The organism is Telluria sp. GW821-FHT07G12 (assembly GCF_059418525.1).
The window spans coordinates 393,347-408,320 of the sequence record NZ_JBWKQA010000003.1 but is presented as its reverse complement, the minus strand read 5'-3'; the positions used below and the strand labels follow the sequence as shown (position 1 = coordinate 408,320).

The 14,974-nt window shown below is 57.9% G+C and carries 17 protein-coding genes and 2 tRNA genes; 7 read left to right on the top strand and 12 right to left on the bottom strand.

What is annotated here, in order from left to right; genetic code table 11:
• Positions 1-22: 22 nt before the first annotated feature.
• From AC07PE_RS14405 to AC07PE_RS14390, 4 genes are read right to left on the bottom strand one after another with little or no spacing between them, the layout of a single operon-like run.
• Positions 23-1,366 (bottom strand): hypothetical protein, encoded by a 1,344-nt coding sequence (locus tag AC07PE_RS14405; protein WP_498765517.1) that lies wholly within the window; start codon positions 1,364-1,366, stop codon positions 23-25.
• Positions 1,363-2,826, bottom strand: coding sequence for a hypothetical protein (locus AC07PE_RS14400; RefSeq protein ID WP_498765515.1), 1,464 nt, complete (start codon positions 2,824-2,826; stop codon positions 1,363-1,365). Before AC07PE_RS14400 ends, AC07PE_RS14405 begins: the two co-directional genes overlap by 4 nt.
• Positions 2,827-3,252: an ExbD/TolR family protein gene (locus AC07PE_RS14395; protein ID WP_498765513.1), complete on the bottom strand. Its 426-nt coding sequence runs from the start codon at positions 3,250-3,252 to the stop codon at positions 2,827-2,829.
• Positions 3,242-3,901 carry a MotA/TolQ/ExbB proton channel family protein gene (locus AC07PE_RS14390; protein WP_498765511.1) on the bottom strand — a complete coding sequence of 220 codons (660 nt, stop codon included), beginning with the start codon at positions 3,899-3,901 and terminating at the stop codon, positions 3,242-3,244. Before AC07PE_RS14390 ends, AC07PE_RS14395 begins: the two co-directional genes overlap by 11 nt.
• A gap of 220 nt (positions 3,902-4,121) precedes the next feature.
• On the opposite strand from AC07PE_RS14390, the gene AC07PE_RS14385 reads away from it, so the two are divergent.
• Together AC07PE_RS14385 and AC07PE_RS14380 are read left to right on the top strand one after the other, a co-directional pair.
• A complete protein-coding gene (locus AC07PE_RS14385) occupies positions 4,122-4,643 on the top strand; it encodes a hypothetical protein (RefSeq protein ID WP_498765509.1) in 522 nt (173 codons plus the stop codon).
• A gap of 20 nt (positions 4,644-4,663) precedes the next feature.
• Positions 4,664-5,146, top strand: a complete 483-nt coding sequence (locus tag AC07PE_RS14380; protein WP_498765507.1) for a hypothetical protein — start codon at positions 4,664-4,666, stop codon at positions 5,144-5,146.
• 15 nt (positions 5,147-5,161) lie between these two features.
• Here the strand turns inward: AC07PE_RS14380 and proB are convergent, their stop codons facing one another.
• The 5 genes from proB to rplU all read right to left on the bottom strand — a co-directional run bounded on the left by proB (position 5,162) and on the right by rplU (position 8,634).
• Positions 5,162-6,280, bottom strand: coding sequence for a glutamate 5-kinase (proB, locus tag AC07PE_RS14375; protein WP_498765505.1), 1,119 nt, complete (start codon positions 6,278-6,280; stop codon positions 5,162-5,164).
• Positions 6,277-6,699, bottom strand: coding sequence for a hypothetical protein (locus AC07PE_RS14370; protein WP_498765503.1), 423 nt, complete (start codon positions 6,697-6,699; stop codon positions 6,277-6,279). Before AC07PE_RS14370 ends, proB begins: the two co-directional genes overlap by 4 nt.
• Before the next feature lie 9 nt (positions 6,700-6,708).
• The gene (cgtA, locus tag AC07PE_RS14365) at positions 6,709-7,821 is read right to left on the bottom strand and encodes an Obg family GTPase CgtA (protein ID WP_498765501.1); all 1,113 of its coding nucleotides are present in this window, start codon (positions 7,819-7,821) and stop codon (positions 6,709-6,711) included.
• Between the two features lie 190 nt (positions 7,822-8,011).
• Positions 8,012-8,284 (bottom strand): 50S ribosomal protein L27, encoded by a 273-nt coding sequence (gene rpmA / locus AC07PE_RS14360; RefSeq protein WP_258847947.1) that lies wholly within the window; start codon positions 8,282-8,284, stop codon positions 8,012-8,014.
• A gap of 38 nt (positions 8,285-8,322) precedes the next feature.
• Positions 8,323-8,634 (bottom strand): 50S ribosomal protein L21, encoded by a 312-nt coding sequence (gene rplU, locus AC07PE_RS14355; protein ID WP_230020535.1) that lies wholly within the window; start codon positions 8,632-8,634, stop codon positions 8,323-8,325.
• 241 nt (positions 8,635-8,875) lie between these two features.
• On the opposite strand from rplU, the gene ispB reads away from it, so the two are divergent.
• The 5 genes from ispB (at position 8,876) to AC07PE_RS14330 (ending at position 13,018) form a co-directional block, all read left to right on the top strand.
• A complete protein-coding gene (ispB, locus tag AC07PE_RS14350) occupies positions 8,876-9,865 on the top strand; it encodes an octaprenyl diphosphate synthase (RefSeq protein ID WP_498765498.1) in 990 nt (329 codons plus the stop codon).
• Between the two features lie 51 nt (positions 9,866-9,916).
• Positions 9,917-9,993 (top strand) — tRNA-Pro (locus tag AC07PE_RS14345).
• A gap of 35 nt (positions 9,994-10,028) precedes the next feature.
• Positions 10,029-10,106 (top strand) — tRNA-Pro (locus AC07PE_RS14340).
• Positions 10,107-10,577: 471 nt separating this feature from the next.
• Entirely contained in the window at positions 10,578-11,879 is a 1,302-nt protein-coding gene (locus tag AC07PE_RS14335) for an ImmA/IrrE family metallo-endopeptidase (protein WP_498765496.1), read from the top strand.
• A complete protein-coding gene (locus AC07PE_RS14330; RefSeq protein WP_498765494.1) occupies positions 11,876-13,018 on the top strand; it encodes a beta family protein in 1,143 nt (380 codons plus the stop codon). The genes AC07PE_RS14335 and AC07PE_RS14330 overlap by 4 nt, the downstream gene beginning before the upstream one ends.
• A 102-nt stretch (positions 13,019-13,120) precedes the next feature.
• Here the strand turns inward: AC07PE_RS14330 and AC07PE_RS14325 are convergent, their stop codons facing one another.
• The 3 genes from AC07PE_RS14325 to AC07PE_RS14315 are packed head-to-tail and all read right to left on the bottom strand — an operon-like array spanning position 13,121 to position 14,913.
• On the bottom strand, positions 13,121-13,744 hold the full coding sequence (locus tag AC07PE_RS14325; protein WP_498765492.1) for a DUF4326 domain-containing protein: 624 nt from the start codon (positions 13,742-13,744) through the stop codon (positions 13,121-13,123).
• Positions 13,744-14,193, bottom strand: a complete 450-nt coding sequence (locus AC07PE_RS14320; RefSeq protein ID WP_498765490.1) for a DUF488 domain-containing protein — start codon at positions 14,191-14,193, stop codon at positions 13,744-13,746. Before AC07PE_RS14320 ends, AC07PE_RS14325 begins: the two co-directional genes overlap by 1 nt.
• Positions 14,194-14,226: 33 nt before the next feature.
• Positions 14,227-14,913, bottom strand: coding sequence for a dual OB domain-containing protein (locus tag AC07PE_RS14315; RefSeq protein WP_498765488.1), 687 nt, complete (start codon positions 14,911-14,913; stop codon positions 14,227-14,229).
• Between the last annotated feature and the right edge of the window lie 61 nt (positions 14,914-14,974).

The following is a 14,974-nucleotide window of genomic DNA, read 5'->3' as shown; positions in this document are numbered from 1 at the left end:
GGGTTCCGGGGCTTCATTTTAATCACTTCGTCAGCACCAGCGAAAAAAACAGGGAGCCCAATCCGTTCGACAGCTTGAAGAACAGCTTGTTGCGGCCCTGCCTGACGTGCACGACGCGCTTGCCTTCGCTGAAGTTGTAATCGCGGCCATGGATGTTGTCCGCGCCCTGGACCTCCCTGTAGAACGGAGCCTTGGCCACATGTCTGCCGCGCCAGACCAGCCTGTCGTTGAGCCACAGCTGCGCGTCGTCGTGGGCGCCGACCCAGATCGTCAGGTCCTGTTCCTTGTCGACCATCAGCTCGGTATAGCCGTAATACACGGCTTCTTCGGCAGGCTGGGGCGGAACCAGCGGATAGTTCGCCGAGTCGACGTATTCCCACTTGAGCAGGCGGCCGTCCTTGCCGCGATAGGCGGCGTCCAGGACCACGGCCTGCTCGGGCGGATCGGGCGCAAGCCACGCGTCACCATGCTTGCGGTCGAAGGGGCCGATCAGGTACCAGCGATTGACGTAGACGCGGTCGGCATAAGGGCCGCCGGGGCCGATGATGCGGCCCGTGCCCTTGACCCTGGCGCCGGCGGGGACCTCCGGAATGCGCACGATGGTTCGATCGACGTCGCCGTGGTCGCCCGCCACGACATTGCCCTCGATCCCCCGGCCCGCCCGGTCGGCATTCATGAATGCATCGATCGTCCGAAACACGGACGACATGGACATGCCGCCGAGGCTTTTCGCGCCCGGGGGGCCGCCGCCAACTTGCCCGCCTGGCCCGCCCTGCCGCGCAGCGCTGCCGCTGCGTGATTCGCCGGCCGCCACGCGCGTACCGTCCTGCTGCTGCGCCAGTTGCCCGCCGCGCCGGGCCAAAGCGTCGCGTGCCTTCGCTTCGAGCTGCTCGATCTTTGCCGCTGCATCGACGGGCTTGCCGGCTTCAGCGCCGGCCGGCTCTTCCGGTTTGCGCGTCTGCGCGAGCTTTTCCAGTGCTTTTTGCTTCGGGACGTGGAGCAGCTTCGCCAGCCATTCGGCGCGGTCGTCGCGCTCGATCTCGTCGATCTTGCGGGACAGCTCCCTGGCTTCCTTGAGCAGTTCTTCCGGCGTCCTGGGCTGTGCGCTGAACTGCACATCGTCGTCTTTCTCAGCTGCCCCCGATGCGAGCTGGGACTTGATCCGCGCCATGTCGCGCACGCGCTGTTCGAGGCGCGCCCGTTCCATCAGCTGCCTGCCGGCGCCGACCAATGGCTGCTCCCGGCTGCGCCGGATGCGCTGCTGGTCCAGCTCGACGCGAACCACGACCAAGTACAGCACGCCGAGCAGCGCCGCATGCGCCACGAGGGACAGCACCAGGAACGGGTAGCGCCGGACGAGGATCATTTCGACAGCACCACCGAATAAAACATCAGGTCCACGCCGTTGTACAACTTGAGCAGGATGCTGTTGCGCCCCTTGTTGAAGTGCAGCCGGCGCTTGCCTTCGGTGAGGTTCAGGGTTTGGATCTCGGGCAGCGTCATGAAAGGCTGGCGGTACCAGGGCTTGTCGATGTTATCGCCGCTGAGCCAGACCAGGCGGTCGTTGAACCACATCTTGGTGTCGTCGTCGCCGCCTATCCACACCCACAGATCCATGTCGCGGTCGACCACGACCTCGGTGTAGGCGTAATACACGGCGTTCTCGGCGCGCGGCAGCGGGATCGACGGATAGCGCGCGTCCTGCTGGAAGGTCCAGCGCACCGGCAGGTCGTTCTTGCCGTAATAGACCGCGTCGAGGTCGACCCCACGTTCGGGCGGATAGAGCGCGTTCTGGCTGTCATGGCCGGCGCCGCCGAAGGGGCCGATCACATACCAGGTATCGAGGAAGATACGGTTGGCGTAGGCGCCGCCGGCGCCGATCGTGTGGCCGCGGCCGCTGCGCATGCTTGCGGCGTCGACCGGCGGCGGTTCCTGGAATGCGCCGAAGCTGCGGGAGTCGCTGAAGGCATTGCTCGCCATGTCGATGCTGCTGCCGGTGATCGCGCCAGGCGCGCCCAGCGCCAGGCCGCTGACCAGGGCCTCGACCTTGCTGCCGCGCGAGGCCGAGTTCTGCGCGAAGCCACTGCCGCCTGGCCGTCCACCCTGGCCGCCCTGGCCGCTCATCTGGCCATTGCCTTGTCCCTGGCCACCCTGGCCCGCCATCTTGCCGCTGCCCGGTCCCTGGCCGGCTTTGCCGCCTTGCGGGCGGCCTGGCTTCAGCGCTCCGGCCTCCGGCTTGATTGCGACGCCCTGCTGCTGCGCCAGCAATTGCGCGCGGCGCTGCGCCAGGGCGGCCTTGGCCTGTTGCGCCAGCTGGGCCACCTGGACTTCCGGCGATGCGTGCCTGGTCGATGCCGGTCTGGGCTTGCGCGCCTCCTCGAGCTGCACGCGCTTGAGGACCTCGGCCTCGGGAATGCGCAACACGCGCGCCAACTCGGTGGCGCGGATCTTCTGCTGCACCTGTTCGATCTGCCGGGCCAGTTCACGCGCCCGCACGGCGGGATCGGGCGACCTGGCAGCGTCCTTGCCGCCCTTGCCCTTGCCCTCGCCACCGGCTACGCCCGCGCTTTCCGCCAGCGCATCGCGGATCTCCTCCATCGTGCGCAGCTCGCGCCGCATCTGGCGCTGCTCGGTGTGCTGCAGCGACTGCGCGACCTGCGCGCGCAAGCCGTCGTTGCGCTTGACGGCGACATGCACCGGGCCGGCCGTGTACAGGCTGGCCGCGAGCACGCCATGCGCCGCCAGCGATGCGATCAGCCAGGGATGGCGGCGCCACAGCTCGGCCATGCTCGAACCGTCCAGCCGCAAAGTCGCGTCGGCATTCATTTACTGCCGGCGCGCACGCATCGCGATATTGGTCAGGCCTTCGAACTGGCACAGGTCGAGCACATGGACGATGGACTGGTAAGAGGCATTGCCATCGCCTTCGATGCGCACCGGCCGGCCCGGATGCGCACGCGCCTCGCCCGACAGGCGCTCGTGCAGGGCCTCGGTCGACAGCTTGTCCTCGCCGATCGCCACCTGGCCCGCACGGTCGACCCGGATCACCAGCGGATCGGGCGCGGCGTCGGCCAGGTCGAGCGTGGCGGAGGAGCGCGGCAGCGTGATCGGGATCGCCTTGTCCTTGTGCTGCTGCTCCTTCTGCTTGAAGGAAGTCGCGACCATGAAGAACATCAGCAGGAAGAAGATGCAGTCGATCAGCGCGATCAGGCCGATCTCGGGCTGCTCGTCGTCGCCGAACTCAATGCGCATGGCTGCGCTCCTGCTCATGGTTCCGCACGTGCTCGCGCGCACGGCTTGCATCGAGCAGCCGTCCCAGCTGGCGTTCCAGCGTGATGCCGATGTTGACCATGCGGTTGCGGAAGAAGTGGTGCATCGCCAGCGAGGGCAGCGCCACCGACAGGCCGGCCGCCGTGTTCACCAGCGCCTTCGAGATGCCGCCCGCCAGCAGGGTCGGATCGCCCATGCCGTTGAAGGCGATCACGTGGAAGGCCTCGATCATGCCGATCACGGTGCCCAGCAGGCCGACGATGGGCGCGATGGTGGCGACCACGTTCAGCGCATAGGCCTTCTGCTGCTGCAGGCGCAGTTCCGTCGATGCGATGTCGGCCGCACGCGCGGACAAGGTATCGATGGGCAGGCGCGGATGCCCGGCCAGGAATTCCAGCACGCGCGCAAGGCTGCTGCGGTCTTCCGCAGCGCGTGCGGCGAGGGCCTGGTAATCGCCGTCCCGCCACAGGCCGAGGGCCTCGTCGGCCAGCGCCTGGGGCGCCACCCTGCTTGCCCGGAAGTTGGCCAGGCGCTCGAAGGACACCGCAAGCGCCAGCACCGATAGTGCGCCGATCACGACGACACCTGTGCCGCCTTCCATCAGCTGGGAGGCAAGGTTGAGTTCCTGCATGACGATCCTTTCGCTGGCTGTTCATTATTTCCAGCTAATGTAGCATGAAATATCACCTCCCGCGCAATAATCATTTCTACTATCTAGCAATTGGGTTGCCAGCACAAGGTAGCTTCCTCGCTATCGACCCTGACGGGCGTGCAACAATCTGCGCACATTCAGCGTGTCCAAACTGTTAATCTTGTCGTCTGTTTTCCATGAGTGATTGTGAAGCACGACCATGAATGCTATTTCCCGCTTCACCCTGCTGGCCTGCCTGGCCACGCTCAGCCCCTGGAGCAAGGCGGACCCCGCGCAAGACGCCGCCCGTAACATCGAGAACGCCCGCCGCGACGCCGAAACCACACAGCGCGCGCTGGCCACGCTGCCCGCCGCGTGCACTGTCGGTACGGCCGTCCACGCGAAAGGCAAGTGGCTGGTCGCGCCCAAGGCCGCGCCCGAGCCGGGCCAGCCTTACACGATGGTCCAGCAATTCGAGTCGGCGACATCGACCGGCGTCGTGCGCGCTGGGCTCAACCGCGCGGCGGTGCGTGTACTCGAGAAGGTGGAAACCCGCGATGCCCAGGGCAAGTGGCTTGACGCCGGGCCGGTAACCGTCCATGAGGCGCCGGCCGGCTGCGACTATGTGTGGCTGCAGCAGGACCTGGGCGGCCAGCGGCAGGTCGGGGCGCTACGTTATACCCTCCGCCGAAGCGAGGAGCCGGCCACCGTGACCAACGCCGCCATTTTGCTATCCAACTGATGAGTACTCGAATGCCTGCAATGAACATCCGCTTGCACGCCGCCTTCACGCTGGCGTTGATCTCCCTGTCCTGTGCCGCCACCGCACAGACATCCACCTTCACCACGGCCATCCGCTACGGCGTCATGCCGGCGCTGGACTGCAAGCAAGTGAGCAAAACCGGCGCGCCAAGCCGCTGGATGGAGGCCAACGGCGCCGCCGTGGAAGGCGTCCCGACCCGCCGGATGCGCCTGAGCTTCAACGATCCGGTTGCCACCGACATGATCCATGCCGCGATGAACGGCGCAGGCGCGCGCGAGCTGGCACTGGTCGAGGTCCAGGACGGAAAGGGGAACTGGCAGAAGATCTGGGAAGGACAGATGGCGTCGCCCGCTCCCGGCTTCGAGCAGACCTGCTTCGAACAGCAGCTGCCGAAGAAGCAGGTGGTGCAGGCGATGCGTCTTACCTTCCGCTCGGCGCAGAACGAGATCGAGGTCAACCATGCGGCGCTGCTGCGCCGCTGACAGCCGCGTAAGTTCTTAGAGCAGGACCAGGTTATCCCGGTGCACCAGCTCCGGGCCTTCGACATAGCCGAGGATGGCTTCGATCTCGCCTGAGGAATGGCGCATGATGCGTTTCACTTCCGAGGCGGTGTAGTTGGTCAGGCCGCGTGCGATCTCGCGGCCGTCTTCCGCCACGCAGGACACCAGCGCGCCGCGACCGAACTCGCCGCGCACGGCGGACACGCCGATCGGCAGCAGGGACTTGCCCTCCTTCGCCAGCTTCTGCACGGCGCCGGCATCCAGCACCAGTTCGCCCGCGGTGTGCAGGTGGTCGACCATCCACTGGCGGCGTGCCGTCAGGCGCGCGGTCGGCGCCAGCAGCTGGGTGCCGATCGCTTCGCCGCTAGCCAGGCGCACCAGCACGTTGTCTTCCCTGCCCCAGGCGATTACGGTATGCGCACCCGAGCGCGCGGCGCGCTTGGCGGCCAGCACCTTGGTCAGCATGCCGCCGCTGCCGATATTGCTGCCGGCGCCGCCGGCCATCGCTTCGAGCGAGGTGTCGCCGGCCTGGGCTTCGGCGATCAGCTTCGCTTGCGGGTCCTTGCGCGGATCGGCCGAGTACAGGCCTTTCTGGTCGGTCAGGATCACCAGCGCGTCGGCTTCGATCAGGTTGGCCACCAGCGCGCCCAGGGTGTCGTTGTCGCCGAACTTGATTTCGTCGGTGACCACGGTGTCGTTCTCGTTGATGATGGGGACCACGCCCAGGCGCAGCAGGGTGGTCAGCGTCGAGCGCGCGTTCAGGTAGCGTTCGCGGTCGGCCAGGTCGGCGTGGGTCAGCAGCACCTGGGCGGTCTTGACGCCGTGGGTGGCGAAGCTGGTTTCGTAGATCTGGGCCAGGCCCATCTGGCCGCAGGCAGCGCAAGCCTGAAGTTCGTGGATGTCGGTCGGACGGCTGGCAAAACCGATGCGCAGCATGCCTTCGGCGATCGCGCCGGAAGACACCAGCACGACTTCCTTGCCGAGCGTGCGCAGCGACGCGATCTGGGCGGCCCAGCGCGCGATGGCGGCGTTATCGAGGCCGCGGCCTTCGTTGGTGACGAGCGAGGAGCCGACCTTGACGATGATGCGGGAGGCTTGATGAATGACTGAGTTCATGGCGATGGCGATGGCGCAAAAGGCTTGCCGCGCGGGCGAAGCAGCAGCAGCGCCAGGCCGGCCAGCAATTCGATCCCGCTAACGACGAACAATAAACCCTGGGGCAGGCCGATCGCAAACGATGCGACGAAGCGGCCGAGCGGCTGCGCCAGGAGGAATAGTGCTGCGAGGTCGCCGAGGATGGGCTGGTCGCCCTGCCTGGCCGCCAACAGAGCCAGCCCCGCGGTGGCGAGGCGCACTCCGACATAGATGGCGTAGAACTGGCTGTAGCCGTTCACGCCGACGAGAAACAGTCCCATCGCGGCCGCCGTGCGGTCGGGATCCAGCATGGCCGACAGCGCGGCCAGCGAATTGACCGTGGCGATCGCCTGCAGCAGCTGGCTGCGCAGGCGGAGGCGGCGCGATGGACTTGGTATCAACTCGGCAAATCAGTCTTCGAGGATCTTGAAGCGGGGGTCGTCCGGATCGATCGACGAGATGCCGCGCGCTTCCTCGGTCATCTGCTTTTCCTCCGAGCGCTGCTCGCTATGGCGCTTCTCTTCCAGGTACTTGTAGATCGCGTGCACCAGGTCTTCGCAGCCTTCGCGGTTCAGCGCCGAGATCTCGAAGACCGGGCCCTTCCAGGCCAGCTTCTTGACGAAGTCCTTGACCAGCTTCTTGCGGTCTTCTTCCGGCACCACGTCGAGCTTGTTCAGCACCAGCCAGCGCGGCTTGTTGACCAGCTCTTCGTCGTACTTCTCGAGTTCCTTGACCAGGGCCTTGGTGTCCTTGACCGGATCGCTCTTGCCGTCCGCCGGTGCAAAATCGACGATGTGCAGCAGCAGGCCGGTGCGGCTCAGGTGGCGCAGGAACTGGTGACCCAGGCCGGCGCCTTCCGCCGCGCCTTCGATCAGGCCGGGAATGTCGGCGATCACGAAGCTCTTCTCGTGCGAGACGCGCACCACGCCCAGGTTCGGATGCAGGGTCGTGAACGGGTAGTCGGCGACCTTCGGACGCGCATTCGAGATGGCCGTCACGAAGGTGGACTTGCCGGCGTTCGGCATGCCCAGCAGGCCGACGTCGGCCAGCACCTTCAGCTCGAGGCGCAGCGCACGGCGCTCGCCTTCCTTGCCTTCGGTCTTCTGGCGCGGCGCGCGGTTGGTCGAGGTCTTGAAGTGGATGTTGCCCCAGCCGCCTTCGCCGCCGCGCGCCAGCAGTTCCTTTTGGCCGTGCTCGGTCAGGTCGGCAATGATCTCGCCATTGTTGTCATCGATGATGATGGTGCCGACCGGCATGCGCATGACGACGTCTTCGGCGCCCTTGCCGTAGCAATCGGAGCCGCGACCCGGTTCGCCGTTCTTTGCCGTGTGCACTTTGGAGAAGCGGAAGTCGACCAGCGTGTTGATGTTGCGGTCGGCGATCACCCAGATCGAGCCGCCACGTCCGCCGTCGCCGCCGTCAGGACCGCCGAAGGGACGGAACTTCTCGCGGCGGAACGAGGCGCAGCCGTTGCCGCCGTCGCCGGCGATGACTTCGATTCTTGCTTCGTCGATAAACTTCATGATGAACCACCAAAACTGAAGGCTATGTCACTGTTAAATGTGCCACAAGATGGCCCATGGATACGCACTTAACGGTGACAGCGCCGGAAATTAAAAAGGCTCTACCGGTGGGCAGAGCCTATCGATTGCAAGGCTTGCGCCTTACTGCGCGGAACCCGGCCGGAGCCAGGGTCCCGCTGCACCGCCTTATTTAGGCAGCGACTGCTTCAGCAGCAACGACGGTCACGTACTGCTTCGAACCGACGCCTTGCTTGACGAACTTGACCGAACCGTCGACCAGCGCGAACAGGGTGTGATCCTTGCCCATGCCGACGTTGGTGCCCGGACGCACGGTGGTGCCGCGCTGACGCACGATGATGCCGCCTGCGTTGATCGACTGGCCGCCGTAGACTTTCACGCCAAGGCGTTTGCTTTCTGAGTCACGGCCGTTGCGGGTAGTACCGCCGCCTTTTTTGTGTGCCATTTAGATGCTCCTTGATGACTGATGAGGGCGCGCGGCAATTAGCCGTTGATCGCAACCACTTGGATTTCGGTGTAGTTCTGGCGATGGCCCTGACGCTTCTGGTAGTGCTTACGACGACGCATCTTGAAGATACGCACTTTGTCGTGGCGACCCTGCGAAATAACAGTCACGCGAACCGAAGCACCTTCCACCAGCGGAGCACCAAATTTGATGCTCTCGCCCTCGCCTACTGCGAGAACCTGATCGATAGTGAGTTCGGAACCAATGTCTGCCGGTATCTGTTCGATTTTGAGTTTTTCGCCAGCGACAACTTTATACTGCTTGCCACCGGTTTTTATGACCGCGTACATGATTTGAAACCTCATTGAGTGTTTAAAGAAATTCCTGCGAACCGGGCCTACAGCATGCTCGAGATTCGGGGAACAGAGGATTATACATAAATTGGTGCGGGGCGTCAAAACCGCTGTGGTGACCCGAGAACAGGGGCCTGCTCCGGTGCAACTCATGTGAAAAAGCGCGAGTTTTGCTTGCTTATCGTATAATCGCGCCACTTAACACATCCACATCGCTCTCAACGTAAGCAGGTCCGCCTTGTCCGCCGCTACCAACACCGCTCAACAGAACCCCATCACCCGCACGATCGCCGCCGACATGGAGGCCGTCAACGGCGTGATCCGACAGCGGCTGCAATCGGACGTCGCACTGGTGAACCAGATTGCCGAATACATCATCGGTGCCGGCGGCAAGCGGATCCGTCCGGTGCTGGTGCTGCTGCTGGCGAACGCCTACGGCTACAAAGGCGCCGGCCACCACGAACTGGCGGCCGTGGTCGAGTTCATCCATACCGCCACCCTGCTGCACGACGACGTGGTCGACGAATCCTCGATGCGCCGCGGCCGCCAGACCGCCAACGCGATGTTCGGCAACGCGGCATCCGTGCTGGTCGGCGACTACCTGTACTCGCGCGCCTTCGAGATGATGACCAGCCTGGACAACATGCGCGTGATGGAAATCCTGTCGCGCGCTACCACCGTCATCGCCGAGGGTGAAGTCCTGCAGCTGCTCAACATGCACGATCCGGACGTCACCCAGGAAAGCTACCTGACGGTGATCCGTTCGAAAACCGCCAAGCTGTTCGAAGCTGCAGCCCAGCTCGGCGCCCTGGTGGCCGGCGCCAACGACGCCCAGATCGACGCCGCCGGCGAATACGGCCGCTCGCTGGGCACCGCATTCCAGCTGATCGACGACGTGCTCGACTATGCCGGCGACGCCAGCGAGATCGGCAAGAACGTCGGCGACGACCTGCGCGAAGGCAAGCCCACCCTGCCCCTGATCTACGTGATGGAAAACGGCAGCGCCGAGCAGCGCGAACTGATCCGCAGCTGCATCGAACAGGGCGACGAGACCCATTTCGACGCCGTGCTGTCGGCCGTCACCACCAGCGGCGCACTCGACTATACGCGCCGCGAAGCCGAGACTGCCGCCCGCCGCGCAGCCGACGCCATCGCCGATCTGCCGGACAGCGAATACAAGCAAAGCCTGCTGCAGCTGTGCAGCTTCGCAGTTGACAGGAACCATTGAGGCAACTATAGTAATGCCTTCCCGAGATTCGGCGACGAGTCTCAAACCAGTCGGGGTGTAGCTTAGCCCGGTAGAGCGCTACGTTCGGGACGTAGAGGCCGGAGGTTCGAATCCTCTCACCCCGACCATCTGTTTTTCTCCCTCAGCAGTCATCAATACCAGTCGGGGTGTAGCTTAGCCCGGTAGAGCGCTACGTTCGGGACGTAGAGGCCGGAGGTTCGAATCCTCTCACCCCCGACCACCTGTTTTTCTCCCTCAGCAATACTCATACCAGTCGGACTGTAGCTTAACTTGGTAGAGCGCCATCTTCGGGACATATAGGTCGGAAGCTCCAATTCTCTTACCACCGTTAAAGAATCCGCCTGCTTATCAAGCATCAGTCTAATGGCGACAAATCTCGTCCATTTCAGAATTCAACAAGCTCTGCCGTAGCCGTAAAGGCTTCCCGAATGAGTGCACCACCCCTACCAGCTCTTCCTCACAGGTTGGCTGCTCAGCATCGCCTTGACGCTAACGCTAAATCGTACCGACGACACCCGGAAAAGCCTGTCTAATCTCCGAACAACGGTAATCCGTCCCTGAAGGCAGCTTAGCGGTACCGCAAACGCGAGCGAAGCGAATGTTAATTGCATTTTTTACAATAATATAAACATTGCTAGCTACGTTCAGCAATCAGGTTGACACACAACATATTTGATGTGTACTATCCAACATGTCTACAACTTTTATTATCTCGAATGACCGACAGGCGCGCGAGACAGCAGCGCTAATTGCGCAGATTAATCAAGCATTATCATCTGAGCAAGTTTTAAAATCTATTGTGGAAGGATTACCTCGAGAGGTAATCAGCGGGGTGCAGCGCTCGTTATCTTCCGAAAAAAAGGAGTTAAGTGATACTTTAGATGCTTATCTTCAAGCAAAAGATGGCAACTTTGAGCTCCTTAAGAAAAGAACAGAGAATGACCCTGGCGATTTTTTGATTGCTGCGCGCATAATAAAAGGCTGGTCACAAAAAGAACTTGCACAAAAACTTGGACTACGCGAACAAGCAATTCAACGCTATGAGGCCGAGCATTATCGTAGCATAAGCCTCGGAAATTATATGCGTGTTGCAAAGGTTTTATCCATTAAATTGTCTGCGGATTTTTTTTCACCGTTTGCTAGGAATCTGTTCCCGTCTTTCGAAGATACTCATGACCAAGCACAAAAAGTATTAAAACATGCAAGAACAAACGGCTGGTTGCCAAATGATGATGACTCAGACGAAAACGGATTAAATCAGTTAATTCGACACGTTACAGATCACGTCGAAATGCACGGCACGCCTTCGTTACTTCGAACCGGTTTAAACGTGGAAGATCACACGACTGACTGGTTGCTTTTGTGTTGGAAAGCTCAAATTACTCGGCGCGCCAAAGCGATAATTGACCAAGAAAAAATTAAATATCGCCCATTAGACGTTTCTTGGCTTATCGATTTAGTGAGGCTGAGCAAATCGGAAAACGGCCCAGTCCTGGCCAGTCAACTTCTGAAAGAACATGGGATAGTTCTTATCATCGAACCGCATATTCCTGGAATGAAAGTAGATGGAGCAGCTTTTCTAGTTGATCAAGTTCCAATTATCGGCTTAACACTCTTACGTGATTCAATTGATAATTTTTGGTTTACTTTGCTGCATGAAGTCGGCCACATAATTTTGCACTATCGCACCGGCTTATCGGCTGGGTTCTTTGATGATACTGAAGCGTCTCAAGTAGACGAGCTAGAAGAAGAGGCTAACAAGTTTGCCTCTAATATGTTAATACCTGAAGAATTATGGGCCCGATCACCAGCTAGAATCGCCAAAACCTCGGCCCCTATCGAAAATTTTGCCGAACAATTAGGGATCTCACCGGCTATAGTTTTTGGTCGGATCAGATTAGAACGAAAGAACTACTCAATTTTTTCCGATAAAATCGGGCGCGGCAAAGTACGAAAGCATTTTTACTCTCTAAATTCCGGAGGTGGTTTGTGATCGAATTTGATAAAGCTCTATACTCCCCAGCTTTGCGGATGAAACAAGGCGAATTGAATGGTGTACGCGAACTGGCAAGTGATGTTGCTGCGTATATCATACCGCGCTTTATCGTCCCTCCGATTGGAGAGAGGAGTGACGTCAATCAAATCGATCTTTTCCCCCCAGGAAAAGCACCGGATATTGGAGGCATTCTGGCAAAATACTGGCAAGGTCGTCGATCATTTGTAGATCTCACTTACTTAATCGACGAAGCTGGTCGCGATAACATAGCTCTTTGGCTTCCTGATTTGTTCAAACGGGCGAGAAACTTAAAATCACGCGCAATACCAATGGCCTTGCTTAGTGATATTACTGCCCACGAAGCAGTGGCATTTAAGGCTGCAATTGCTCACAACGAATTATTGAAGTTTGCTATTTGCGTTCCTTCAGGAGAAATGGTTCGCGTTGATTTCGGAAATGATATTCTTTCCGCATTATCATTGCTTGGACTGACCGTGCAAGAATGCGCAATTATTGCTGATTTCTCCGATTCAGACCTTTCTGAGCCAGAAAATGTTGCTCCAATTATTAGTGGAGCGTTAGAGCAGCTACAAGATATTGGAGGATGGCAACACATCATTTTCCAAGGCACTTACTACCCTGAAAAAAATCCGGCAGAACCTGGCAATGGTGTCCTGTGCCCACGTAATGAATGGCTCGCTTGGTGTCAGGCGGTAAAATTTGATCCTAGTACTGCTGACCATATGATCTTTGGCGACTATGCGGCCGATTCAGCCAGAATAATTTTTGGAGGGAAAGGTGGTCGCCCGATCAGGCACTACCGATACACGATTCAGAATGCTTGGCTAGTCGAAAGAGGTCAAGATTCGGGCAATGACAAGGAAATTATGAAAGATGTATGCCGTCGAATCGTTAACAGCGGACATTTCTTGGGGTCACGGTTTTCAGCCGCTGATTCATATATTTACGAAACTGCGAATGGGTTAGATGGCCCAGGAAACTCCGCGACTTGGCGCCAAGTGAACACTACACACCATATAACTAAAGTGGTAAAAGATGTCGCTACAGTAAGAAGTATTTTGATTTCAGAAATTACAGAGGAACTGCAAGGAGAGCAATTATCTTTGCTGGTTTGAGGCTAATCAGCCGCCACCTACCTCATCTCGACTTTCAATGACAATCCCTTTAGAAATTGTCATCAGAGAAAACGTTTCTCTAAAATTATTATCAATGGAGCATTAATTTTCACCTTCGTAGCTGTTCAGATAAGCAGCGATGATATCGCCATGACAGGCAAGCGGTTTACAATGACATCCCAAACGATACCCCCTGAGAGAAAGTAGTGCCCTATGTTTTTCTGGATCAACCAGTAATTCCTCAAAGAAGTAGGCTCGAAATTTTTCTATAACCACCTCCCGGCTGTCGCCAGTTCCACCTAACCCTATTGGAAATGGGTTGCCCCACGGGGTTCCACGACCAATATATACGTCGTACCGCTCTTCTTTATCTTTGTTTTTGACTTTAGCAAGCTGAATTGGAATAATTCGCAAATTTTTCCGCAGCAGCTTCGAAAAGAAAACAATATCGGTAAGATCGTCACCGTCCCAAAATACCACTACATGAGAAAAAGTATCCACCCATCTTTTGGCTGAACTCCTTGTTTTAGCCAATGACGCTGTTTTTATTTGGATGTTTTTCTCCGCGAAAAAATCTCGAGCAATCGAATCCTCATCTTGCGCAACTTCGATTACATCTGGAACAAAATTCTCTAAAAGCTTAGATACCCTTTCGTGAAACATATTCCGAAACCCAAAGCCTTTTGAAAGCGCAATCAAAAGACGGTTTTCCGCTATATCAGTCATTATATAAGATGCTCTACTTTAAATCGATCTTGCCAAGCCGAGTTTAAATACTCTATTGCGAGGCGCCGATGGCATTGATGAGGCTTATGTTCACTACACAAAAGACATCCATCCTCTATCGCGGATGGAGTTAGAATTGACTCGACAGACCGTCGGGCTAACAATTCTACATATTTCAACTGATAATAATCCCAATTTATTATTTTATTCTTATAATCTTTTAACAAATTTTCCTCAGGGAAAAGCTCTGGAACTTCGACATAATCAATTCCGCAAATTTCCTTAAGGAAAAATTTTAAATCGTCTCGCTTCGCAAAACCAGACAGTTGCGACGTATTCTGCAATCGCACATCAAGAACAATCTTCGTATTACTCTTTTTTAGCAACGTGAAGAATCGCTCTGCATTTTTTCCTGTAAAACCGATAGATAAGACTCGACTTTCACTCATCACAGTTCCCGTGCATATCAGGTAATTTGATTCTTACGGAGCAAATATAGCCGCAACCAGTTTGTAATGATAACCATTCCAAGGCTCACTTATGCTGACGGAAATAATGGCGCCGTCTACAGCATACGGAATATTTTCGTCATAGTCGTTTTTCCGTTCAGTGAACCTAGGGTCAGTAACCTTCAGATTATAGGTAGTTTGGCCTACATCAAATAGTGCCCGCATTACCTTTTTAGGGTTACCAAACGCGGCACCTTCGATGCTCACCATGAGTCTAAAGTTACGGGGGCTTATCAGTCGTAGCGAGTCAGGCTGCAGAGCGGCCTGTTCAGGTGAGAGCCTATCGTTAACTCCGTTCCATGTTGAGCTTCCACTGCCCCAGAGATCTGAGTGAGTTTCTACCATCGCTGCTAAGTCGGCCAATTGTAGTCTACCTCGCTTTAGCCACGTACTGTTATCGATCCGATGGTTCTCGACTTGACAACCATGCGGTACCGGTCCGAGAAATGAAATTTCCAAAATATCAAGTAACTGAGGCTGTGTTCCGTCTTGTAGGCGCGATGCTGTAGGGGAGATCGCTCCTTCATCAGTAGCATAGTCGCCTACCGGTCGAATCCATGCTCCTGAGCGATGTCCATCCCAAACCTTACCTGCAATACATCTACTCGGATGATGTTTAATTGAATTTGCTAGACAAACAATGGTGCGACTGTACGCCATGTGACCTCCCAGGTAATAAGGATTATTGTCAGTAAGTTACAATAGCACTGTTGCATGTTTT

Coding starts and splice junctions, on each gene's coding strand:
- proB (WP_498765505.1), bottom strand. CDS start 6,280: ATGAACTCAGTCATTCATCAAGCCTCCCGCATCATCGTCAAGGTCGGC.
- AC07PE_RS14335 (WP_498765496.1), top strand. CDS start 10,578: ATGTCTACAACTTTTATTATCTCGAATGACCGACAGGCGCGCGAGACA.
- AC07PE_RS14405 (WP_498765517.1), bottom strand. CDS start 1,366: ATGATCCTCGTCCGGCGCTACCCGTTCCTGGTGCTGTCCCTCGTGGCG.
- cgtA (WP_498765501.1), bottom strand. CDS start 7,821: ATGAAGTTTATCGACGAAGCAAGAATCGAAGTCATCGCCGGCGACGGC.
- AC07PE_RS14315 (WP_498765488.1), bottom strand. CDS start 14,913: ATGGCGTACAGTCGCACCATTGTTTGTCTAGCAAATTCAATTAAACAT.
- AC07PE_RS14400 (WP_498765515.1), bottom strand. CDS start 2,826: ATGAATGCCGACGCGACTTTGCGGCTGGACGGTTCGAGCATGGCCGAG.
- rplU (WP_230020535.1), bottom strand. CDS start 8,634: ATGTACGCGGTCATAAAAACCGGTGGCAAGCAGTATAAAGTTGTCGCT.
- AC07PE_RS14325 (WP_498765492.1), bottom strand. CDS start 13,744: ATGACTGATATAGCGGAAAACCGTCTTTTGATTGCGCTTTCAAAAGGC.
- AC07PE_RS14385 (WP_498765509.1), top strand. CDS start 4,122: ATGAATGCTATTTCCCGCTTCACCCTGCTGGCCTGCCTGGCCACGCTC.
- AC07PE_RS14390 (WP_498765511.1), bottom strand. CDS start 3,901: ATGCAGGAACTCAACCTTGCCTCCCAGCTGATGGAAGGCGGCACAGGT.
- AC07PE_RS14320 (WP_498765490.1), bottom strand. CDS start 14,193: ATGAGTGAAAGTCGAGTCTTATCTATCGGTTTTACAGGAAAAAATGCA.
- rpmA (WP_258847947.1), bottom strand. CDS start 8,284: ATGGCACACAAAAAAGGCGGCGGTACTACCCGCAACGGCCGTGACTCA.
- AC07PE_RS14380 (WP_498765507.1), top strand. CDS start 4,664: ATGAACATCCGCTTGCACGCCGCCTTCACGCTGGCGTTGATCTCCCTG.
- AC07PE_RS14395 (WP_498765513.1), bottom strand. CDS start 3,252: ATGCGCATTGAGTTCGGCGACGACGAGCAGCCCGAGATCGGCCTGATC.